Source organism: Streptomyces davaonensis JCM 4913 (assembly GCF_000349325.1).
GTDB classification, from domain to species: domain Bacteria; phylum Actinomycetota; class Actinomycetes; order Streptomycetales; family Streptomycetaceae; genus Streptomyces; species Streptomyces davaonensis.
This window is the reverse complement of sequence record NC_020504.1, coordinates 1,226,290-1,241,365: the sequence shown is the minus strand read 5'-3', so window position 1 is coordinate 1,241,365 and position 15,076 is coordinate 1,226,290. Positions and strand designations below refer to the sequence as shown.

Here is a 15,076-nt window from a genome sequence, read left to right as displayed (position 1 = left end):
GTAGGGGCTCGGCCAGCGACGGCGGTGTGCAGGGCCGCCGGGCGACCGGCCCCGGTCGCGGTGCGCCGCGACCGGAAGGGAGCGCGTCATGGTGCTGGAAGTAAAGACGCTCGACAAGCCGGACGAGCGGCGTGATTTCCCCCGCGGCCACCTGGAAGCCGTTCACATGACGGATCTGGATTTCGCCGTGGCGACCTTTGAGCCCGGCTGGCGCTGGTCCGAGAGCGTGGGCCCGATAGCGGGCACCGAGACCTGTCAGATGCACCACAACGGCTATGTCGTCCAAGGCCGCATGCACATCACCATGGCCGACGGCGGCGAGACCGAAGTAGGCCCGGGAGACGTCTTCGTCTGCTCGCCCGGTCACGATGCCTGGGTCGTGGGCGACGAGCAGGTCATCGCGTACGACTTCCAGGGGCAGACGGCGAGGGAGTACGCGAAGGCCGACTAGTTTCGGCCGCCCCGGTCCGTCACGCGGTCTGACCTGTCACACGGTGATGACGATCTTCGCTCGTGCGTGCTCCACCTCCAGGTACCGGATGGCCTCGGCCGCCTCACTCAGGGGATACGTCCGCTCGACCACCGGGGATATGCGCCCGGACTCGGCGAGTTCCCGCAGGGTCGCGAGGTTCTTCTTGCTCTGGTGAGCCGGGAGTTCGAGCATGCGTTGGTGCGTGAAAGGCGCCGCGAGCCGCCGTTTCAGGAACAGCCCCATGGGTCCCAGGAGGCTGCCGCCCTCGTACACCCCGCCGCCGGACAGCACCAGGGTGCCGGACGGGGTGAGCGCGCGCCGGAACGCCGTCAGTGAGTGGTTGCCGACGAGATCCAGCACGACGTCGTAGCGCCGGCCCGCACGGGTGAAGTCCTCACGGGCGTAGTCGATGACCTGGTCCGCGCCGAGCGAGCGGGCCAGGTCGGCGTTGCGCGCGCTGCACACGGCGGTCACCTCGGCGCCGTACGCCGTGCCGAGCTGTACCGCGAAGGTGCCGACGCCGCCCGAGGCGCCGTTGATCAGGAGGGTCTGCCCCGGCTGCACCCCGGCGACGTCCCGCACGCCGATCAGCGCGGTGTTCCCCGCCAGGGGTATCGCGGCGGCCTGCTCGAAGGTCAGGTTGGCGGGCTTCGGGCCCACCGAGCCGTCCGGCGCGCACACATACTCCGCGAAGGCGCCGTCGGCCTCGCCGAACACCTCGTCCCCGGGCTTCAGATCGGAGACGTCACCGCCCACCGCCTCCACCACGCCCGCGAAGTCCCGCCCCCTGATCCGCGCCTTGGGGCCGCGCCACCCCATCACCGGGCGCGCCACCTTCGGGTCGCCGTGCAGGAAATGCCAGTCGTAGGCGTTCACCGACGCCGCATGTACCCGCACCAGCACCTCACCGGGACCCGGCTCCGGCCGCTGGACGTCCCGGAACGCCAGCGTGTCCGCCGAGCCGTAGCGGTCCTGCATCACTGCCTTCATTGCCTCCCCCTTCGAGCGCGCTCCGACGAGCCCGCTCCGAGCTTCGCCGCTTTCGAGACTAGGCATCCGGCCAGGCCAGGGCATCAGGGACGAACCCTGAACTTCTGTCGGGGGCGACCCTGGCCTTGCACGGTGGAAACCGATCGGTTTACGGTGGTGCCCGAGCAGAGGAAACCGATCGGTTTTCATCATTCGAAGCGAGCCGGGAGAATCCCATGACCACCATCGAAGGTTCCGTCGCCCTGGTCACCGGCGGCAGCCGCGGCATCGGCCGGGCGCTGGTCGCCGCCCTGTACGAGCGAGGTGCGAAGAAGGTGTACGCCACCGCCCGCGACCCGCGGACCGTCACCCACCCCGACGCCGTGCCGCTGGCCCTGGAGGTCGGCGACCCGGCGTCCGTCGCGGCCGCCGCCGAGCAGGCGCAGGACGTCACCCTGCTGATCAACAACGCGGGCGCCAGCGTGAACGCGAACTTCCTCGACTCCCCGGTCGACGACGTGCGCCGCGAGTTCGAGACCAACTTCTACGGACCGCTCCTGATGACCCGCGCCTTCGTCCCGGTCATCCAGCGCAACGGCGGAGGCCACATTCTCAACGTCCACTCCGTGCTGTCCTGGGTCGGCATCGCCGGTTCCTACAGTGCCTCCAAGGCGGCCCTGTGGTCGCAGACCAACTCCCTGCGCCTGGACCTGAAGCCGCGCGGCATCGAGGTCACCGGCCTTCATGTCGGCTACGTCGACACCGACATGGCGGCCCACGTCGACCAGCCCAAGTCCACGCCCGAAAGCGTCGCCGCCCAGGCCCTGGACGGCATCGAAGCGGGCGCCTACGAGGTGCTCGCCGACGACCTCACCCGGCAGGTCAAGGCCGGACTCGCCGCGGACGTCGCCGCGCTCTACCCGCAGCTCGCCGCCTGATCACACCAGCGGAGCACGGCTGTTCACACGGGCAGCAGCCGGGCCACCAGGTCGCTGAGCTGGCGGGCGTTGCGGCACTCGTGCATCTCGACCAGCTCGGCGTATTCGGGCGCGGCCGAGTCGCCCGTGCCCCAGCTGGACGCCTGCTCGGGGTTCAACCAGTACACGCGGCGCGCCCGTTCGGTGATCTGCCGGACGGCCGCGAGGTTCGGGTCGCTCATATTGGTCCGCGCGTCGCCGAGCACGAACACCGTGGTGCGCGGGCCGACCGCGGCGCCGTACCGCTCGGCGAACTCGCCCAGCGCCACGCCGTAGTCGCTGCTGCCGTGCCAGCCCGTGAGGGTGGCCTCCGCCTGGATATGGGCGCCCAGGCCCTGCGGGTCGGCCCTGCCGTGCACGAGGAGGCCGGTGACCTCGTCGATGCGGTTGACGAAGGCGAACACCCGCACCTTGCTGAACTGGTCGTGCAGCGCCTGCACCAGCAGCATCGTGAAGTCCGAGAAGCCGGACACCGAGCCCGACACGTCGCACAGCAGCACCAGTTCGGGCCGGACCGGCCGCCGCCGTCGCAGCACCGGCTTCATCGGCACCCCGCCCGTCGACAACGAACCGCGCAGGGTCCGCCGTAGATCGATCGAGCCCCGCGCGGCGCGGCGTCGGCGGGCCGCGAGGCGGGTGGCCAGCTTGCGGGCGAGGGGCTGAACCGCCCTGCGCAGCTCGGCGAGTTGGGCCTTGCCGGCGAACAGGAAGTCGACCCGGTCGGCGGTCGGGGCCACCGCCCGCCGGGCGATCTCGTCCCGGCCGCGCCGCTCCGCCACCCGGCGCCGCGCCTCCGCGCTCACCAGGGCCCGGAACGCCTCGATGCGCTGCCGGATCTCGTCCTCGAGCAGCCGGTCGGTGAACCCTGAACTTCCGCCCCGGGCACGGATGTCGTCGCGGACCCCGGCCAGCAGCGTCTGCGGCCGGATCCGGTCGAGTGCCTGGTGCGACGACCAGCCGTCCGATCCGGGGGAGGAGCCGTAGCCGCCGAAGCCGTCGACCGCCTCCACCGCCAACCTGCCGAGCAACGCCCGGTCGTTCGCGGCGAGCGCCGACGCCAGCCGGTCCCGCAGCTCGTCCCGTCCCGCAGCCTCTCCCTCCGGCGCGCCGACACCGCGCGGGAAGTACAGGTCGAAGACCGTGTCGAACACCGGCCGTTGAGCCGGACCGTGCAACAGGGTCGCCGCCAGACCCTCCCGCAGCAGCTCCCGGTCCGTCAGTCCGAGCGCCGCCACCGCCTCGGCCGCGTCCACGGTCTCACCGGTGCCGATCCGGATGCCGTGCGTGCGCAGCGCCGCGACCAGCGACGTCAGCCGCTCGGCGACCCCGGCGAGGGTGGTCACAGAGCGTCCAGATCGAGCTTGGAGGTGGCCTTGAGGACGTCCTCCTGGTGCTTGAGGAGTACGCCGAGACTGTCCCGTACGACGGTCTCGTCCAGGGTGTCGGCGCCGAGCGCCAGCAGGGTGCGCGCCCAGTCGATGGTCTCGGCGACCGACGGGAGCTTGCGCAGGTCCATGGCGCGCAGCGCACCCACCACCCGGACCACCGAGCGGGCCAGCGCCTCGTCGAGCCCGGGCACCTTGAGCCGGACGATCCGACGCTCCAACTCCTCGTCGGGGAAGCCGATGTGCAGGAAGAGGCAGCGGCGGCGCAACGCTTCCGACAGTTCGCGGCTGGCGTTGGAGGTGAGGACGACGAAGGGGCGGCGGGTCGCCGTGACGGTGCCCAGTTCGGGGACCGTGACCTGGAAGTCGCTGAGCACCTCCAGCAGCAGGCCCTCGACCTCGACGTCCGCCTTGTCCGTCTCGTCGATCAGCAGCACCTTCGGGTCGTCGCCGCGGATCGCCGTGAGCAGCGGGCGAGGGAGCAGGAACTCCTCGCTGAAGATGTCCGTGCGGGTCTCGTCCCAGGTCTCGTCGCGTCCCGCGCTGATCCGCAGCAGCTGCTTGGCGTGGTTCCACTCGTACAGCGCGCGGGACTCGTCGACACCCTCGTAGCACTGGAGGCGGATCAGCCGGGCCCCGGCGACCTCGGCGACGGCCTTGGCCAGCTCCGTCTTGCCGACCCCGGCGGGGCCCTCGACCAGCAGCGGCTTGCCCAGCCGGTCGGCGAGGAAGACGGTCGTGGCGACCGCGGGTGAGGCGAGGTAGCCGGTCTCGGCAAGACGCGCGGCGACGTCGTCGACGGATGTGAACAACGGGGCCTCCAGGTCAGCCTCCGGGGCAGGTGCTGTCACCTATCTAAGCGCTTGTTCACCGCTCATGTCACGTGGAAAGTGACCAGTAACAGACCTAGACGTGATCGGATACCGATCGGTTTCCGATTCTTCTCGTGTCGCTGTAATCTCGCCCTATGGCCACAGACAAGGCGTCCACCAAGGACCGGCTCCTCGACGCGGCCGCCGAGCTCTTCTACCGCGACGGGGTCTCCATCGGCGTCGAGGCGCTGTGCCGGTCCGCCGGGGTCTCCAAGCGGTCGATGTACCAGCTCTTCGCGAGCAAGGACGAGGTCCTCGCGGCAAGCCTGGAGCGCCGGATTCCGGTGTACGACGCCCAGCTGCGGCCCGCCGCCGAGGACGCCGGCACGCCCCGCGCGTGGATCCTGGGCCTCTTCGCGCAGATGGAGCGCGCCACCACCGAGCCCGGCTATCACGGCTGCCCGTTCCTGGCGGCGCTGGTCGAGCTGAAGGACCCCGAGCATCCGGCGAGCGTGGTCGCCCGCTCGGTCAAGGAACGCCTTCAGGAGACCTTCCGTACGCGCGTCGAGGAGGGTGGCGCCCGCGACCCGGAGCTGCTCGCCCGCCAGCTGATGCTGGTCTTCGACGGGGCCAGCGCCCGCGCCGGAGCCGGGATCGAGACGCTGGACGGACTGACTACCGCGACGGTCACGGCGCTGATGGACGCGGCCGGGATGAAGTAGCCGCCCGAACGCGACAAGGGGGCGGCCGCCGAAGCGACCGCCCCCCGGGCGAGGTGCGTCACGCCACCGCAACCGCCCCCACCGCCGGAGTCCGCAGCACCCGCCGCGCCGTCACCAGGCTCGTGCCCAGCGTCGCCGCCGCGCCGATGAGAGCCATCGCCGCGCCGATGCCGTAGACCTCGCCCGGCAGCACCTGGTCGGTGCGGACGACGGTGAACGGGACGATGCCCGCCAGCGCCGCCACCACGCCGAACGCCACCCCGGTCAGCGTCAGGATCAGCCCCTCGGCGCCCACCACACCCAGCACCTGACCGGGTGTCGCCCCCGCCAGCCGCTGTTGGCCGAACTCCCGGGAGCGGTAAGTGGTGGCCGCGTAGAGCGAATTGACCAGCATCACGCAGACGAAGACCACGATGATGCCGACGACCGTGAAGTTGAGCGTCTCCAGGTTCTTGGCGTCGACGGACTTCACCGCGCCCGAGGCCTCGAGGGCCTCGCTCTCCACCGCCTGCATGGTGAGCGTGGCCGTGGAGACGGCCGTGAAGAGGATCAGCGACATCAGGGTCCCGGCCAGCTCGCCGACCCGCTGCCGCAGATTCCGCACCGCCAGCCAGCCACTCGCACCATTCAGCTCCAGCCGGTCCAGCACCCCCGCGAGCAGCCGCGGCGCCATCAGTGCGAACCCGACCGACAGCAGGATCGCCCCATAGGCCGGCGGAGCCATCAGCGCCTCGTCCGTCGCCGAGAAGGCGAACGTGGAGCACACCGCGAGGGCGCCGACCGCGAGCGCCCCGTACGTGAGGAACGTCCGCGCCCTGCCGTGCCGTCGCGCCCAGCGCGTCGCCCGCCGCACCGCGAGGAACGCGGCGCCCGCCGACGCGAGGAGGGTGATGTCGAAGCCCGTCATGAACGCGACCGTGCCGAAGGAGTGGTCGACGGAATCGGCCACCTGTCCGCTGTCCTGGAAGATGTCGAGCAGCCACTGCCCGCCGAGCATCGCCGGGCCGATCGCCAGAGACGCTCCGATCAGCGCCACTGCCACCGCCTCACCCACGACCATCCGCCTGAGCTGCGCCGGGGTCGCCCCCGAGCAGCGCAGCAGCTCCAACTCGGCCGTCCGCTGACGGACGTTGACCGTCAGCGTCGAGGCCACGGCGAAGAACACCAGCAGCGTGCCGTAGCCGCCCACGACGCTCGCCGCCGTGGTCAGCGTCTCCGCGCTCGTGGAGTCGACGCCGTCCTGAGACGCCGTGTCGTGCAGCGAGTTGAACGTCATGATGATCGCCGCGCCCAGGAATGCGGCCAGCAGCGTCGCCAGGAACCGTCCGGGCCGCTGCCGGATCGACCGCATTGCCAGCAGGAACATCGCTCACACCTCCTTCGCCACGGAGTCGCCGAGGTGCGCGAGGCGCTCGGCCACCGCGTCCGGCGTCGGCGCGTCCATCCGGCCCGCGAGCCGGCCGTCCGCCAGGAACAGCACGGAGTCGGCGTAGGAGGCGGCGACCGGGTCGTGCGTCACCATCACCACGGTCCGCCCGTGCACCCGCACCGTCTGCTGAAGCAGCGTGAGCACGCCTCGGGCGCTGCGCATGTCCAGCGCCCCCGTCGGCTCGTCCGCGAAGATCACCCGGGGTTCGGCGACCAACGCCCGGGCGATCGCGACGCGCTGCCGCTGGCCGCCGGAGAGCTGATGCGGCCGGTGCCCGAGCCGGTCGCCGAGACCGACCGAGGCCAGCACCTCCCGGGTCCGCCGCCGGTCCACCCGCCGCCCGGCGAGTTTCAGCGGCAGCACCGTGTTCTGCGCGACGGTCAGCGTCTCCAGCAGGTTGTACTGCTGGAACACGAACCCGATCCGGCCGCGCCGGAACTTCGTCAGCGCCGTCTCGTCACCGCCGGTCAGCTCGGCGCCGTCCACCCGGACGATCCCGCTGTCCGGCCGCTCCAGACCCGCCGCGCAGTGCAGCAGCGTCGTCTTGCCGGAGCCCGAAGGACCCATCACCGCGGTGAAGGTGCCGCTCCCGAGGCCCAGCGTCACCTCGCGCAGCGCGGCCACCGCGCTGTCGTCGGACCCGTAGGTCTTGGTGACCTTGACCAGCCGCAGCGCCTCCGCGGCGGGTCCCGTGTCATGCGTGCGCGAGCTTGTGCGAAACATCGTCATCACTCCCCGATCAGGCACTCCCTGCGCCCCACCACGAAGCTACGGAGACGGCGAACGCGGCACATTGGGCGCAGAACCCGTATCGAGGGGTGTACTCAGGCACACCCGCGTCCTCGGGCCCACCCCAGACGGGTCACCACAACGCGCAGAGCCATGGGCGCACCCGATGCAATGGAGCGGTGACCGCGCCTCCCGACGACTGCCTCGCGCGCAACGAATGGGTCTGCGGCGACTATCTGAGCACCCGCCGCGAGATCCTCTGGGACGCGGTGCTCCAGCACCTTCAGCTGACTGTGGTCTCCGTCCTCCTCGGGCTCGTCCTCGCCCTGCCGCTGTCCGTGCTGGCCCGCCGCTGGGCACTGGCCGCCGGACCCGTCCTCGCCGTCACGACGATCCTCTACACGATCCCGTCGCTGGCGATGTTCTCCCTGCTCCTGCCCGTCTACGGCCTCTCTGAGAGCCTGGTCGTCGCGGGGCTCGTCCTGTACTCGCTCACCCTCCTGGTGCGCAACATCCTGGCCGGGCTGCGCGCGGTGCCCGAGGAGACCCGGCAGGCCGCGCGCGGCATGGGATACGGCCCTGTCCGCCTCCTCCTCACCGTCGAACTGCCGCTCGCCCTGCCCGCCGCGATGGCCGGACTGCGCATTGCCACGGTCTCTGCGGTCTCTTTGGCCACGGTCGGCGCGATCGTCGGTTTCGGCGGGCTCGGCAACCTCATCTACGCGGGCATGAACACCTACTTCAAGGCACAGGTGCTCACCGCGTCCGTGCTGTGCGTGGTGATCGCGGTCGTCGCCGACATCCTGCTCCTCGGCGTCCAGCGGCTGCTCACCCCCTGGACGAGAGCGGTGCGCGCATGAACACCCTGACCGGCGCCTGGGACTGGCTCACCGACTCCGCCCACTGGACCGGGGACGACGGCATCTGGCAGCGGCTGCTGGAGCATCTCGTCCTCACCGTGGTCTGTCTGCTGGTCAGCTGTCTGATCGCCCTGCCCGTCGCCGTGGTGCTCGGCCATCTCGGCAAGGGCGGCGCACTCGCCGTCAACATCTCCAACATCGGCCGCGCCGTCCCCACCTTCGCCGTCCTGGTCCTCCTGCTCCTGACCCCGGTGGGGGACTGGGGCGAGGGCCCGACCGTCGTCGCCCTGGTGCTGTTCGCCGTACCGCCGCTGCTCACCAATGCCTACGTCGGCATGCGCGAGGTCGACCGGAGTGTTGTGCAGGCGGCGCGCGGCATGGGGATGACGGGGCGGCAGGTGATGTTCCGCGTGGAGCTGCCTCTCGCGCTCCCTCTGCTCCTGACCGGGGTCCGGATCGCCGCCGTGCAACTCGTCGCGACGGCCACCATCGCCGCCCTGGCGGGCGGGGGCGGGCTCGGGCGGATCATCACCGCCGGATTCAATCTGGCCAGTACACCGCAGGTGGTGGCGGGTGCGGTGCTGGTCGCCGCCTTCGCGCTGGTCGTGGAGGGCATCTTCGCCGTCGCCGAGCGGATGTCGCCGCGGTGGGCGAAGGCGGCCTCATGAGAGGGCTTCGCGCCTTGGCGGTCCTGCTGCTGCTCACCGGCTGCTCCACCGGCCCCTCCCTGGAGAACCAGAGCGCGGTCACCGCATCGCCCGGCGACAGCCGCAGCCTGACCATCGGCTCGGCCGGATTCACCGAGAGCGATCTGCTCGCCCAGATGTACGCGTTGCTGCTGAACCAGGCCGGCTACGACACCGACATGCTCACCGTCGCCAACCGCGAACTGTACGAACCCGCCCTGGAGTCGGGGCAGATCGACCTCGTGCCCGAGTACGCGGCCACGTTCGCGGACTGGCTCAACGCCAAGACCCACGGCGCCGACGCCGCCCCCGTCGGCTCACCGGACCTCGACGAGACGATGACGGCGCTGCGGCAACTGGCCGCACCCCGGGGCCTCGCCGTCCTGGACCCCGGGCGGGCGGTCGACCAGAACGCGTTCGCCGTGACCGCCGCCTACGCGCGCGAACACGACCTCAAGACGCTCAGCGACCTGGGCGCCTCCGGCCTTGAGGTACAGCTCGCGGCGGGCGACGAATGTGTCCAACGCCCTTACTGCGAACCCGGGTTGAAGAAGACCTACGGCATCGACATCACCGGCGTCGACCCCAAGGGCGTCGGCACCACCCAGGCGAAGCGGGCCGTTCAGAGCGGCGAGGACCAGCTCGTGCTGACCACCACGACCGACGCCACCTTGGACGAGTTCGGCCTGGTCCTGCTCGGCGACGACAAGAGTCTCCAGAACGCCGACTACATCGTCCCGGTCGTCAACCACGCCCGTGCGGGCAGCGAGCGGGTGAGCAAGGCGCTCGGCCGCCTCAACGACGTCCTCACCACCTCCGATCTCGCCTCGCTCAACCAACAGGTCGACAGCTGGCGGCGGTTGGCGAGCGACGTGGCCCGGAGCTATCTCCAGGACAAGGGCCTGCTGAAGTGACGCGCCCGTGACAACCGTCACCGTACTGGTGCGGCGCGCCGCCTTCCCGGCCGTTGCCCAAAGGCGGTACAGGTACCTCATGACGGTCGACGGGGGACGCCTCCACAGCACGTGGTGGCAGGGAATGCGTGAGTCGGTCGAGGGGGCGGACACCGAGCTGCATCCCGAGGGACTGACCGATACGGTGCCGGCCGGACTCGGCCCGGCGTACGCGAAGTTCAGCGATCTGTATCCCGAACAGCAGCTTCAGCTACAGCTCTTGTACGGCGCCTCGCAGCGCGCGTTCGAGCGCAACACACGGGTTGCGGCGCGGGTCACTGTGCAGCGCGTCCTCGGGAACGCGCTGAGCGACCCGCGGATGGACGACGTCAAGCCGAACGAGCATCTCATCGAGTACCTCGACGAGGAGATAGCGGATCTGCGGGGACGGCTCGCGCAGGACAGTGCGACCGCCGTCAGCCGGGGCCTCAACGTCGGTCTGACGCTGGGCTCCGCCGCCAGCCTGGTGCTGCTCGTGGTGCCGCTGCTGTGGGGTGTCGGCATACTTCAGGCGCTCGGCGTCACGCTCAACTGCACCAACCGCTGGCATTTACTGGGCGCTTTCGTGTGCGGCGGCGTCGGCGCGTTCGGCGCGGTGCTCAGTGTGCTGGTCCGGCTGCGGGGCAACGCCGAGCAGTTGACAAAGCGTCAGAACAGCTCCAGGGACGGGCTGATCGTTCCCGGTCAGATGGCCCGCAGCATGCGCCACGAGGGCGTGTACCGGGTGTTCGTCGGCTGGATACTCGCGCTCGCGGTGTATTTCCTGCTCAGCGGCGGTCTGGTGCCCGTCTTCGAGGTTCCGGCCACCGTCGCCGAGATCTGCCCGTCCGCGGGGAGCCCCGGATCGGCCGCCAAGGGCACGGACTTCTGGGGCTTCTGGTGCGCCATCGGGTTCGTCGCGGGCTTCAACGAGCGGTGGGCGTTCGGCATCCTGGGCCGCGAGTCGACGCGTAAGCCGAAGGGTGCCTGACGCTCAGGCGTCCGCCACGGAGTCGAACCGCACCTGATCCCGGGCCACGCCCCGCGCATCCGCGTCCACCGAGCGGCGCAGCGCCTCGTGCAGCTTCGCCGGGGTCAGGACACCCAGGAAGCGCGCACCCTCCAGCACGGCGACCCACCCGGCGTCGTGCTGGAGCATCACCCCGAACGCCTGCTTCAGCGGCGCCCCCACCGGCACCCACGCGTTCATCCGGTGCGCGTGGTCGCCGACGGCACCGCCCCCGGCGAGATCGTCGAGACCGGCCCAGCCGTGCAGTTCGCCCGCGTCGTCGAGGACCACGACCCACCGGCCGCCCTCGGCGCGCAGCCGCTCGGCCACGACGGGCGCCGGTTCGTCCAGCCGTGCGATCGGCGGCTGTTCCAGGTCGTCGGCCTCGATCTCGGTCACCGAGAGCCGCTTCAATCCCCGGTCCGCGCCCACGAATTCCGCCACGTACGGCGTCGCCGGCGTCCCGAGCACGGCCCCCGGAGTGTCGTACTGCTCGATCCGCCCCTGCCCGTACACCGCGATCCGGTCGCCCAGCCGTACCGCCTCCTCGATGTCGTGCGTGACCAGCAGCACCGTCTTGCGGACGGCGGCCTGCATCCGCAGGAACTCGTCCTGAAGCTGCTCGCGCACCACCGGGTCCACCGCGCCGAAGGGCTCGTCCATCAACAGCACCGGAGGATCGGCGGCCAGCGCCCGCGCCACGCCGACCCGCTGCCGCTGCCCGCCGGAGAGCTGGTCCGGATAGCGCGGCCCGTACGTCGTCGGATCGAGCCCCACCAGATCGAGCAGCTCGGCCGCCCGGGCGCGGGCCTTGGCGCGCTTCCAGCCGACCAGCGTTGGCACGGTCGCGGTGTTGTCGAGGATCGTGCGGTGCGGGAACAGCCCCACCTGCTGGATGACGTACCCGATGCGGCGGCGCAGCCGCACCGGATCGACCGACATGACATCCTCGCCGTCCACCAGGATCCGCCCCGAGGTCGGCTCGATCAGCCGGTTGACCATCATCATGGTCGTCGTCTTGCCGCAGCCGGACGGCCCCACGAGGGTCACCAGCTCACCCTCGCCCACCTCGAAACTGAGCCCGTCCACCGCGGTCGTCCCGTCCGGATACCGCTTGCTGACCTGCTCGAACCGGATCATGTCCGCACGCTAACGGCCCCGCTGGAGCCCGGCCTCCCGGGCGGGCGAATGGCGGACGTTACGCACGCTCCTCATCGCTCACCAGCACCACCTCCAGCATGCGCGGACCATGCACCCCCTCGACCCGGTCCAGCTCGATGTCGCTGGTCGCCGAAGGACCGGAGATCCAGGTCAGCGGACGGGCCGGGTCGAGGCGTTCGAGGGCCTGCGGTACGGAGGAGACGACCTGGTCCGGGACCCGTACGACACAGATGTGGTGATCGGGCACGAGAGTGATGCGGCGGCGGCCCTGGTCGGGGGAGCCGTCGAGGACGAGGGTGCCGGTCTCGGCGATGGCGAGGGCGCAGCCGGTGACCACGCTCTCCACCTTGTCCAGCTCCTGCGGCGTGCTGACCGCGCGATCGTGTACCCGCGTGGGGTCGGCGGCCGACATCCACTGCGGCGGCAGCCCTGGAGGCACGAGCACATACTGCGGTCCGCGCTGCGCGAGCAACCGCATGATCAGGTAAGGCAGTTCCTCGGTGTCCGTGCGGTGCACGACCGCCCGGTAGTCCGCCAGGTTCTCCGCCAGCAGATCCACCGTCTGCGCCGGACCGAGGTCACCGTGCTGCCGTAGATACGCGCGCTCGATCGCGGCGTCCTCACCCGCCGGTACGTCCGCCAGCGCGCGCCGCACTCGGCCCAGGATCCGTTCCCTGCTGCTCACTTGGCGCCGTCCTTTCCGCCGTTCGTCCGCTTCCACCAGTCCCGGAACGGCTCCGGCGGTACCGCGGGCAGATCCCGGGTGTCGCTCCACGCCTTGCCGGGACCGGGGAGGCTGCGCGGATGCAGTCGCCGGGTGCGGGAGGCGAGCCGCTGGCCGGTGCGCAGGGCGCCGGGGCGGGCGAACGCCCAGCCGGCCGCCCGCATGGCCGCCCGTTCGGCCGCGTGCCCCTTGGCAGGCTTGAGCACGACCTTGTTGCCGCCCTTGATCACCTGGCCGCCCTGCACCACCCGCTCCCGCAGATGCACCAGCACCTCGGGAATGTCGATGGCCACCGGGCACACCTCGTAACAGGCACCGCACAGCGAGGAGGCGTACGGCAACGAGGCGTCGATCTCGCTCGCCGTGCCCCGGAGCTGGGGGCTGAGGATGGCGCCGATCGGGCCCGGGTAGACCGAGCCGTAGGCATGGCCGCCCGCCCGCTCGTACACCGGGCAGACATTGAGGCACGCCGAGCAGCGGATGCAGCGCAGGGCCTGGCGGCCGACCTCGTCCGCGAGGGTGTCGGTGCGGCCGTTGTCGAGCAGGACCAGATGGAAGACCTGCGGGCCGTCACCGTCCGTCGTGCCCGTCCACATGCTCGTGTACGGGTTCATGCGCTCGGCCGTGGAGGAGCGGGGGAGGGTCTGGAGATACACCTCCAGGTCCTGCCACGTCGGTACGACCTTCTCGATGCCGACGACCGAGATCAGCGTCTCGGGGAGGGTCAGGCACATCCGTCCGTTGCCCTCGGACTCCACGACGACCAGTGTGCCGGTGTCGGCGACCATGAAGTTGGCGCCGGAGATGCCGACCTTGGCGCGCAGGAACTTCTCCCGCAGATGCAGCCGGGCCGCTTCGGCGAGTTCGGCGGGCGTGTCGGTGAGGCCCTCGGGCGCGGGGCGGCCCCACTCGCTCATCTCCCTGCGGAAGATGTCCCGGATCTCACCGCGGTTTCGGTGGATCGCCGGGACCAGGATGTGCGAGGGCCGGTCCTTGCCCAACTGCACGATCAGCTCGGCGAGATCGGTCTCGTAGGCACGGATGCCCTCGGCCTCCAGGGCCTCGTTGAGCCCGATCTCCTGGGTGGCCATGGACTTGACCTTGACGACCTCCGACTCACCGGTCGCCTTGACCAGTTCGGCCACGATCCGGTTCGCCTCGTCGGCGTCGGCCGCCCAGTGCACGACACCGCCCGCCGCGGTGACCGACTCCTCCAACTGGACCAGATAGCGGTCCAGATGACGCAGCGTATGGTCCTTGATCCGCGCGCCCGCGTCCCGCAGCGCGTCCCAGTCCGACACCTCCGCCACGGCCTTGGCCCGCTTCCCGCGGATCGTGTGCGTCGCGTGGCGCAGATTTCCGCGCAGGGTCTGGTCGTGCACGGCCTCGTGCGCCGCCTTCGGAAAGGCCGGCATCCCTACGAACGTCCCGCTCATACGGCCGGTTCCTCCTCCGTGCTCGCCAGGATCTCGGCGATGTGCACCGGCCGCATCCCGGTCCGCAGCCGGGCCATCGTCCCGCCGATGTGCATCAGACAGGAGTTGTCCGCCGCGCACAGCACGTCCGCGCCCGTCGACTCCGCGTTGCGCACCTTGTCCGCGCCCATCGCCGCCGAGACATCGGAGTTCTTCACCGCGAAGGTGCCGCCGAAGCCGCAGCACTCCTCGGCGCCCGGGAGTTCGACCAGTTCCATCCCCTTCACGGCCCGGAGCAGCCGCTGCGGGCGGTCCGCGAGACCCAGCCCGCGCAGCCCGTGACAGGCCGGGTGATAGGTCACCTTGTGCGGGTAGTACGCGCCGACGTCCGTCACCCCCAGCACATCCACCAGGAACTCCGTCAGTTCGTACGTCTTCGGCACCACGGGCGCGAGCGTGGCGGCGAGCGCGTCCCCGCGCCCCTCCGCCCGCGCCCGCTCGCCCATCCGCGGATACAGCTCCCGCACCATCGCCCCGCAACTGCCGGACGGCGTGACGATCGCCTCGTACTCCCCGAAGACATCGGAGAAATGCCGGGCCAGCGGCTCCGCGCCATGGCGGTAGCCGGTGTTGTAGTGCGCCTGTCCGCAGCAGGTCTGGGCCATCGGGAAGTCGACCTCGACCCCCAGCCTGGTCAGCAGCTTCACCACGGCGCGGCCGGTGTCCGGATAGAGCGTGTCGTTGACACAGGTCAGGAACAGAGCGACACGCATCGCGGCTCCTTCTCGCCTTCG

The 15,076-nt window shown here is 70.8% G+C and carries 16 protein-coding genes; 7 read left to right on the top strand and 9 right to left on the bottom strand.

Features of this window, described 5'->3' with window-relative positions:
• Positions 1–91: 91 nt before the first annotated feature.
• Complete coding sequence (locus BN159_RS05485; RefSeq protein ID WP_041820847.1) at positions 92–451, top strand: cupin domain-containing protein; 360 nt, start codon at positions 92–94, stop codon at positions 449–451.
• Positions 452–487: 36 nt separating this feature from the next.
• Here the strand turns inward: BN159_RS05485 and BN159_RS05480 are convergent, their stop codons facing one another.
• Positions 488–1,462, bottom strand: a complete 975-nt coding sequence (locus BN159_RS05480) for an NAD(P)-dependent alcohol dehydrogenase (protein ID WP_015655920.1) — start codon at positions 1,460–1,462, stop codon at positions 488–490.
• Between the two features lie 215 nt (positions 1,463–1,677).
• Here BN159_RS05480 and BN159_RS05475 point away from each other — a divergent pair, with 215 nt between their 5' ends.
• The gene (locus BN159_RS05475; protein WP_015655919.1) at positions 1,678–2,379 is read left to right on the top strand and encodes an SDR family oxidoreductase; all 702 of its coding nucleotides are present in this window, start codon (positions 1,678–1,680) and stop codon (positions 2,377–2,379) included.
• Positions 2,380–2,402: 23 nt separating this feature from the next.
• Here BN159_RS05475 and BN159_RS05470 read toward each other — a convergent pair whose 3' ends face one another.
• Positions 2,403–3,761 carry a vWA domain-containing protein gene (locus tag BN159_RS05470; protein WP_015655918.1) on the bottom strand — a complete coding sequence of 453 codons (1,359 nt, stop codon included), beginning with the start codon at positions 3,759–3,761 and terminating at the stop codon, positions 2,403–2,405.
• Positions 3,758–4,615, bottom strand: coding sequence for an AAA family ATPase (locus tag BN159_RS05465; RefSeq protein WP_015655917.1), 858 nt, complete (start codon positions 4,613–4,615; stop codon positions 3,758–3,760). Before BN159_RS05465 ends, BN159_RS05470 begins: the two co-directional genes overlap by 4 nt.
• 155 nt (positions 4,616–4,770) lie before the next feature.
• On the opposite strand from BN159_RS05465, the gene BN159_RS05460 reads away from it, so the two are divergent.
• Positions 4,771–5,337 carry a TetR/AcrR family transcriptional regulator gene (locus BN159_RS05460; protein WP_015655916.1) on the top strand — a complete coding sequence of 189 codons (567 nt, stop codon included), beginning with the start codon at positions 4,771–4,773 and terminating at the stop codon, positions 5,335–5,337.
• 58 nt (positions 5,338–5,395) lie between these two features.
• Here BN159_RS05460 and BN159_RS05455 read toward each other — a convergent pair whose 3' ends face one another.
• Both BN159_RS05455 and BN159_RS05450 read right to left on the bottom strand, forming a co-directional pair.
• The gene (locus BN159_RS05455) at positions 5,396–6,703 is read right to left on the bottom strand and encodes an FtsX-like permease family protein (RefSeq protein ID WP_015655915.1); all 1,308 of its coding nucleotides are present in this window, start codon (positions 6,701–6,703) and stop codon (positions 5,396–5,398) included.
• A 3-nt stretch (positions 6,704–6,706) separates the two neighbouring features.
• A complete protein-coding gene (locus BN159_RS05450; RefSeq protein WP_015655914.1) occupies positions 6,707–7,489 on the bottom strand; it encodes an ABC transporter ATP-binding protein in 783 nt (260 codons plus the stop codon).
• A gap of 185 nt (positions 7,490–7,674) precedes the next feature.
• Between BN159_RS05450 and BN159_RS05445 the strand changes: the two genes are divergently transcribed.
• The 4 genes from BN159_RS05445 to BN159_RS05430 all read left to right on the top strand — a co-directional run bounded on the left by BN159_RS05445 (position 7,675) and on the right by BN159_RS05430 (position 10,964).
• Positions 7,675–8,355: an ABC transporter permease gene (locus BN159_RS05445; protein WP_015655913.1), complete on the top strand. Its 681-nt coding sequence runs from the start codon at positions 7,675–7,677 to the stop codon at positions 8,353–8,355.
• Entirely contained in the window at positions 8,352–9,023 is a 672-nt protein-coding gene (locus BN159_RS05440) for an ABC transporter permease (RefSeq protein ID WP_015655912.1), read from the top strand. The genes BN159_RS05445 and BN159_RS05440 overlap by 4 nt, the downstream gene beginning before the upstream one ends.
• On the top strand, positions 9,020–9,955 hold the full coding sequence (locus tag BN159_RS05435; protein ID WP_015655911.1) for an ABC transporter substrate-binding protein: 936 nt from the start codon (positions 9,020–9,022) through the stop codon (positions 9,953–9,955). Before BN159_RS05440 ends, BN159_RS05435 begins: the two co-directional genes overlap by 4 nt.
• Before the next feature lie 79 nt (positions 9,956–10,034).
• Positions 10,035–10,964 (top strand): hypothetical protein, encoded by a 930-nt coding sequence (locus tag BN159_RS05430; protein ID WP_015655910.1) that lies wholly within the window; start codon positions 10,035–10,037, stop codon positions 10,962–10,964.
• A 3-nt stretch (positions 10,965–10,967) separates the two neighbouring features.
• Here the strand turns inward: BN159_RS05430 and BN159_RS05425 are convergent, their stop codons facing one another.
• The 4 genes from BN159_RS05425 to BN159_RS05410 are packed head-to-tail and all read right to left on the bottom strand — an operon-like array spanning position 10,968 to position 15,055.
• Positions 10,968–12,122 carry an ABC transporter ATP-binding protein gene (locus BN159_RS05425; protein ID WP_015655909.1) on the bottom strand — a complete coding sequence of 385 codons (1,155 nt, stop codon included), beginning with the start codon at positions 12,120–12,122 and terminating at the stop codon, positions 10,968–10,970.
• Between the two features lie 58 nt (positions 12,123–12,180).
• Positions 12,181–12,828 carry a LutC/YkgG family protein gene (locus tag BN159_RS05420; protein WP_015655908.1) on the bottom strand — a complete coding sequence of 216 codons (648 nt, stop codon included), beginning with the start codon at positions 12,826–12,828 and terminating at the stop codon, positions 12,181–12,183.
• The gene (locus BN159_RS05415; RefSeq protein ID WP_015655907.1) at positions 12,825–14,303 is read right to left on the bottom strand and encodes a LutB/LldF family L-lactate oxidation iron-sulfur protein; all 1,479 of its coding nucleotides are present in this window, start codon (positions 14,301–14,303) and stop codon (positions 12,825–12,827) included. Before BN159_RS05415 ends, BN159_RS05420 begins: the two co-directional genes overlap by 4 nt.
• Complete coding sequence (locus BN159_RS05410; protein WP_015655906.1) at positions 14,300–15,055, bottom strand: (Fe-S)-binding protein; 756 nt, start codon at positions 15,053–15,055, stop codon at positions 14,300–14,302. Before BN159_RS05410 ends, BN159_RS05415 begins: the two co-directional genes overlap by 4 nt.
• Positions 15,056–15,076: the final 21 nt, after the last annotated feature.

What these genes read in the sequence shown, in the direction of transcription:
- BN159_RS05480 (WP_015655920.1), bottom strand. Translation starts at nt 1,462, where the DNA reads ATGAAGGCAGTGATGCAGGACCGCTACGGCTCGGCGGACACGCTGGCG.
- BN159_RS05475 (WP_015655919.1), top strand. Translation starts at nt 1,678, where the DNA reads ATGACCACCATCGAAGGTTCCGTCGCCCTGGTCACCGGCGGCAGCCGC.
- BN159_RS05460 (WP_015655916.1), top strand. Translation starts at nt 4,771, where the DNA reads ATGGCCACAGACAAGGCGTCCACCAAGGACCGGCTCCTCGACGCGGCC.
- BN159_RS05455 (WP_015655915.1), bottom strand. Translation starts at nt 6,703, where the DNA reads ATGTTCCTGCTGGCAATGCGGTCGATCCGGCAGCGGCCCGGACGGTTC.
- BN159_RS05450 (WP_015655914.1), bottom strand. Translation starts at nt 7,489, where the DNA reads ATGTTTCGCACAAGCTCGCGCACGCATGACACGGGACCCGCCGCGGAG.
- BN159_RS05440 (WP_015655912.1), top strand. Translation starts at nt 8,352, where the DNA reads ATGAACACCCTGACCGGCGCCTGGGACTGGCTCACCGACTCCGCCCAC.
- BN159_RS05435 (WP_015655911.1), top strand. Translation starts at nt 9,020, where the DNA reads ATGAGAGGGCTTCGCGCCTTGGCGGTCCTGCTGCTGCTCACCGGCTGC.
- BN159_RS05430 (WP_015655910.1), top strand. Translation starts at nt 10,035, where the DNA reads ATGACGGTCGACGGGGGACGCCTCCACAGCACGTGGTGGCAGGGAATG.
- BN159_RS05425 (WP_015655909.1), bottom strand. Translation starts at nt 12,122, where the DNA reads ATGATCCGGTTCGAGCAGGTCAGCAAGCGGTATCCGGACGGGACGACC.
- BN159_RS05415 (WP_015655907.1), bottom strand. Translation starts at nt 14,303, where the DNA reads ATGAGCGGGACGTTCGTAGGGATGCCGGCCTTTCCGAAGGCGGCGCAC.
- BN159_RS05410 (WP_015655906.1), bottom strand. Translation starts at nt 15,055, where the DNA reads ATGCGTGTCGCTCTGTTCCTGACCTGTGTCAACGACACGCTCTATCCG.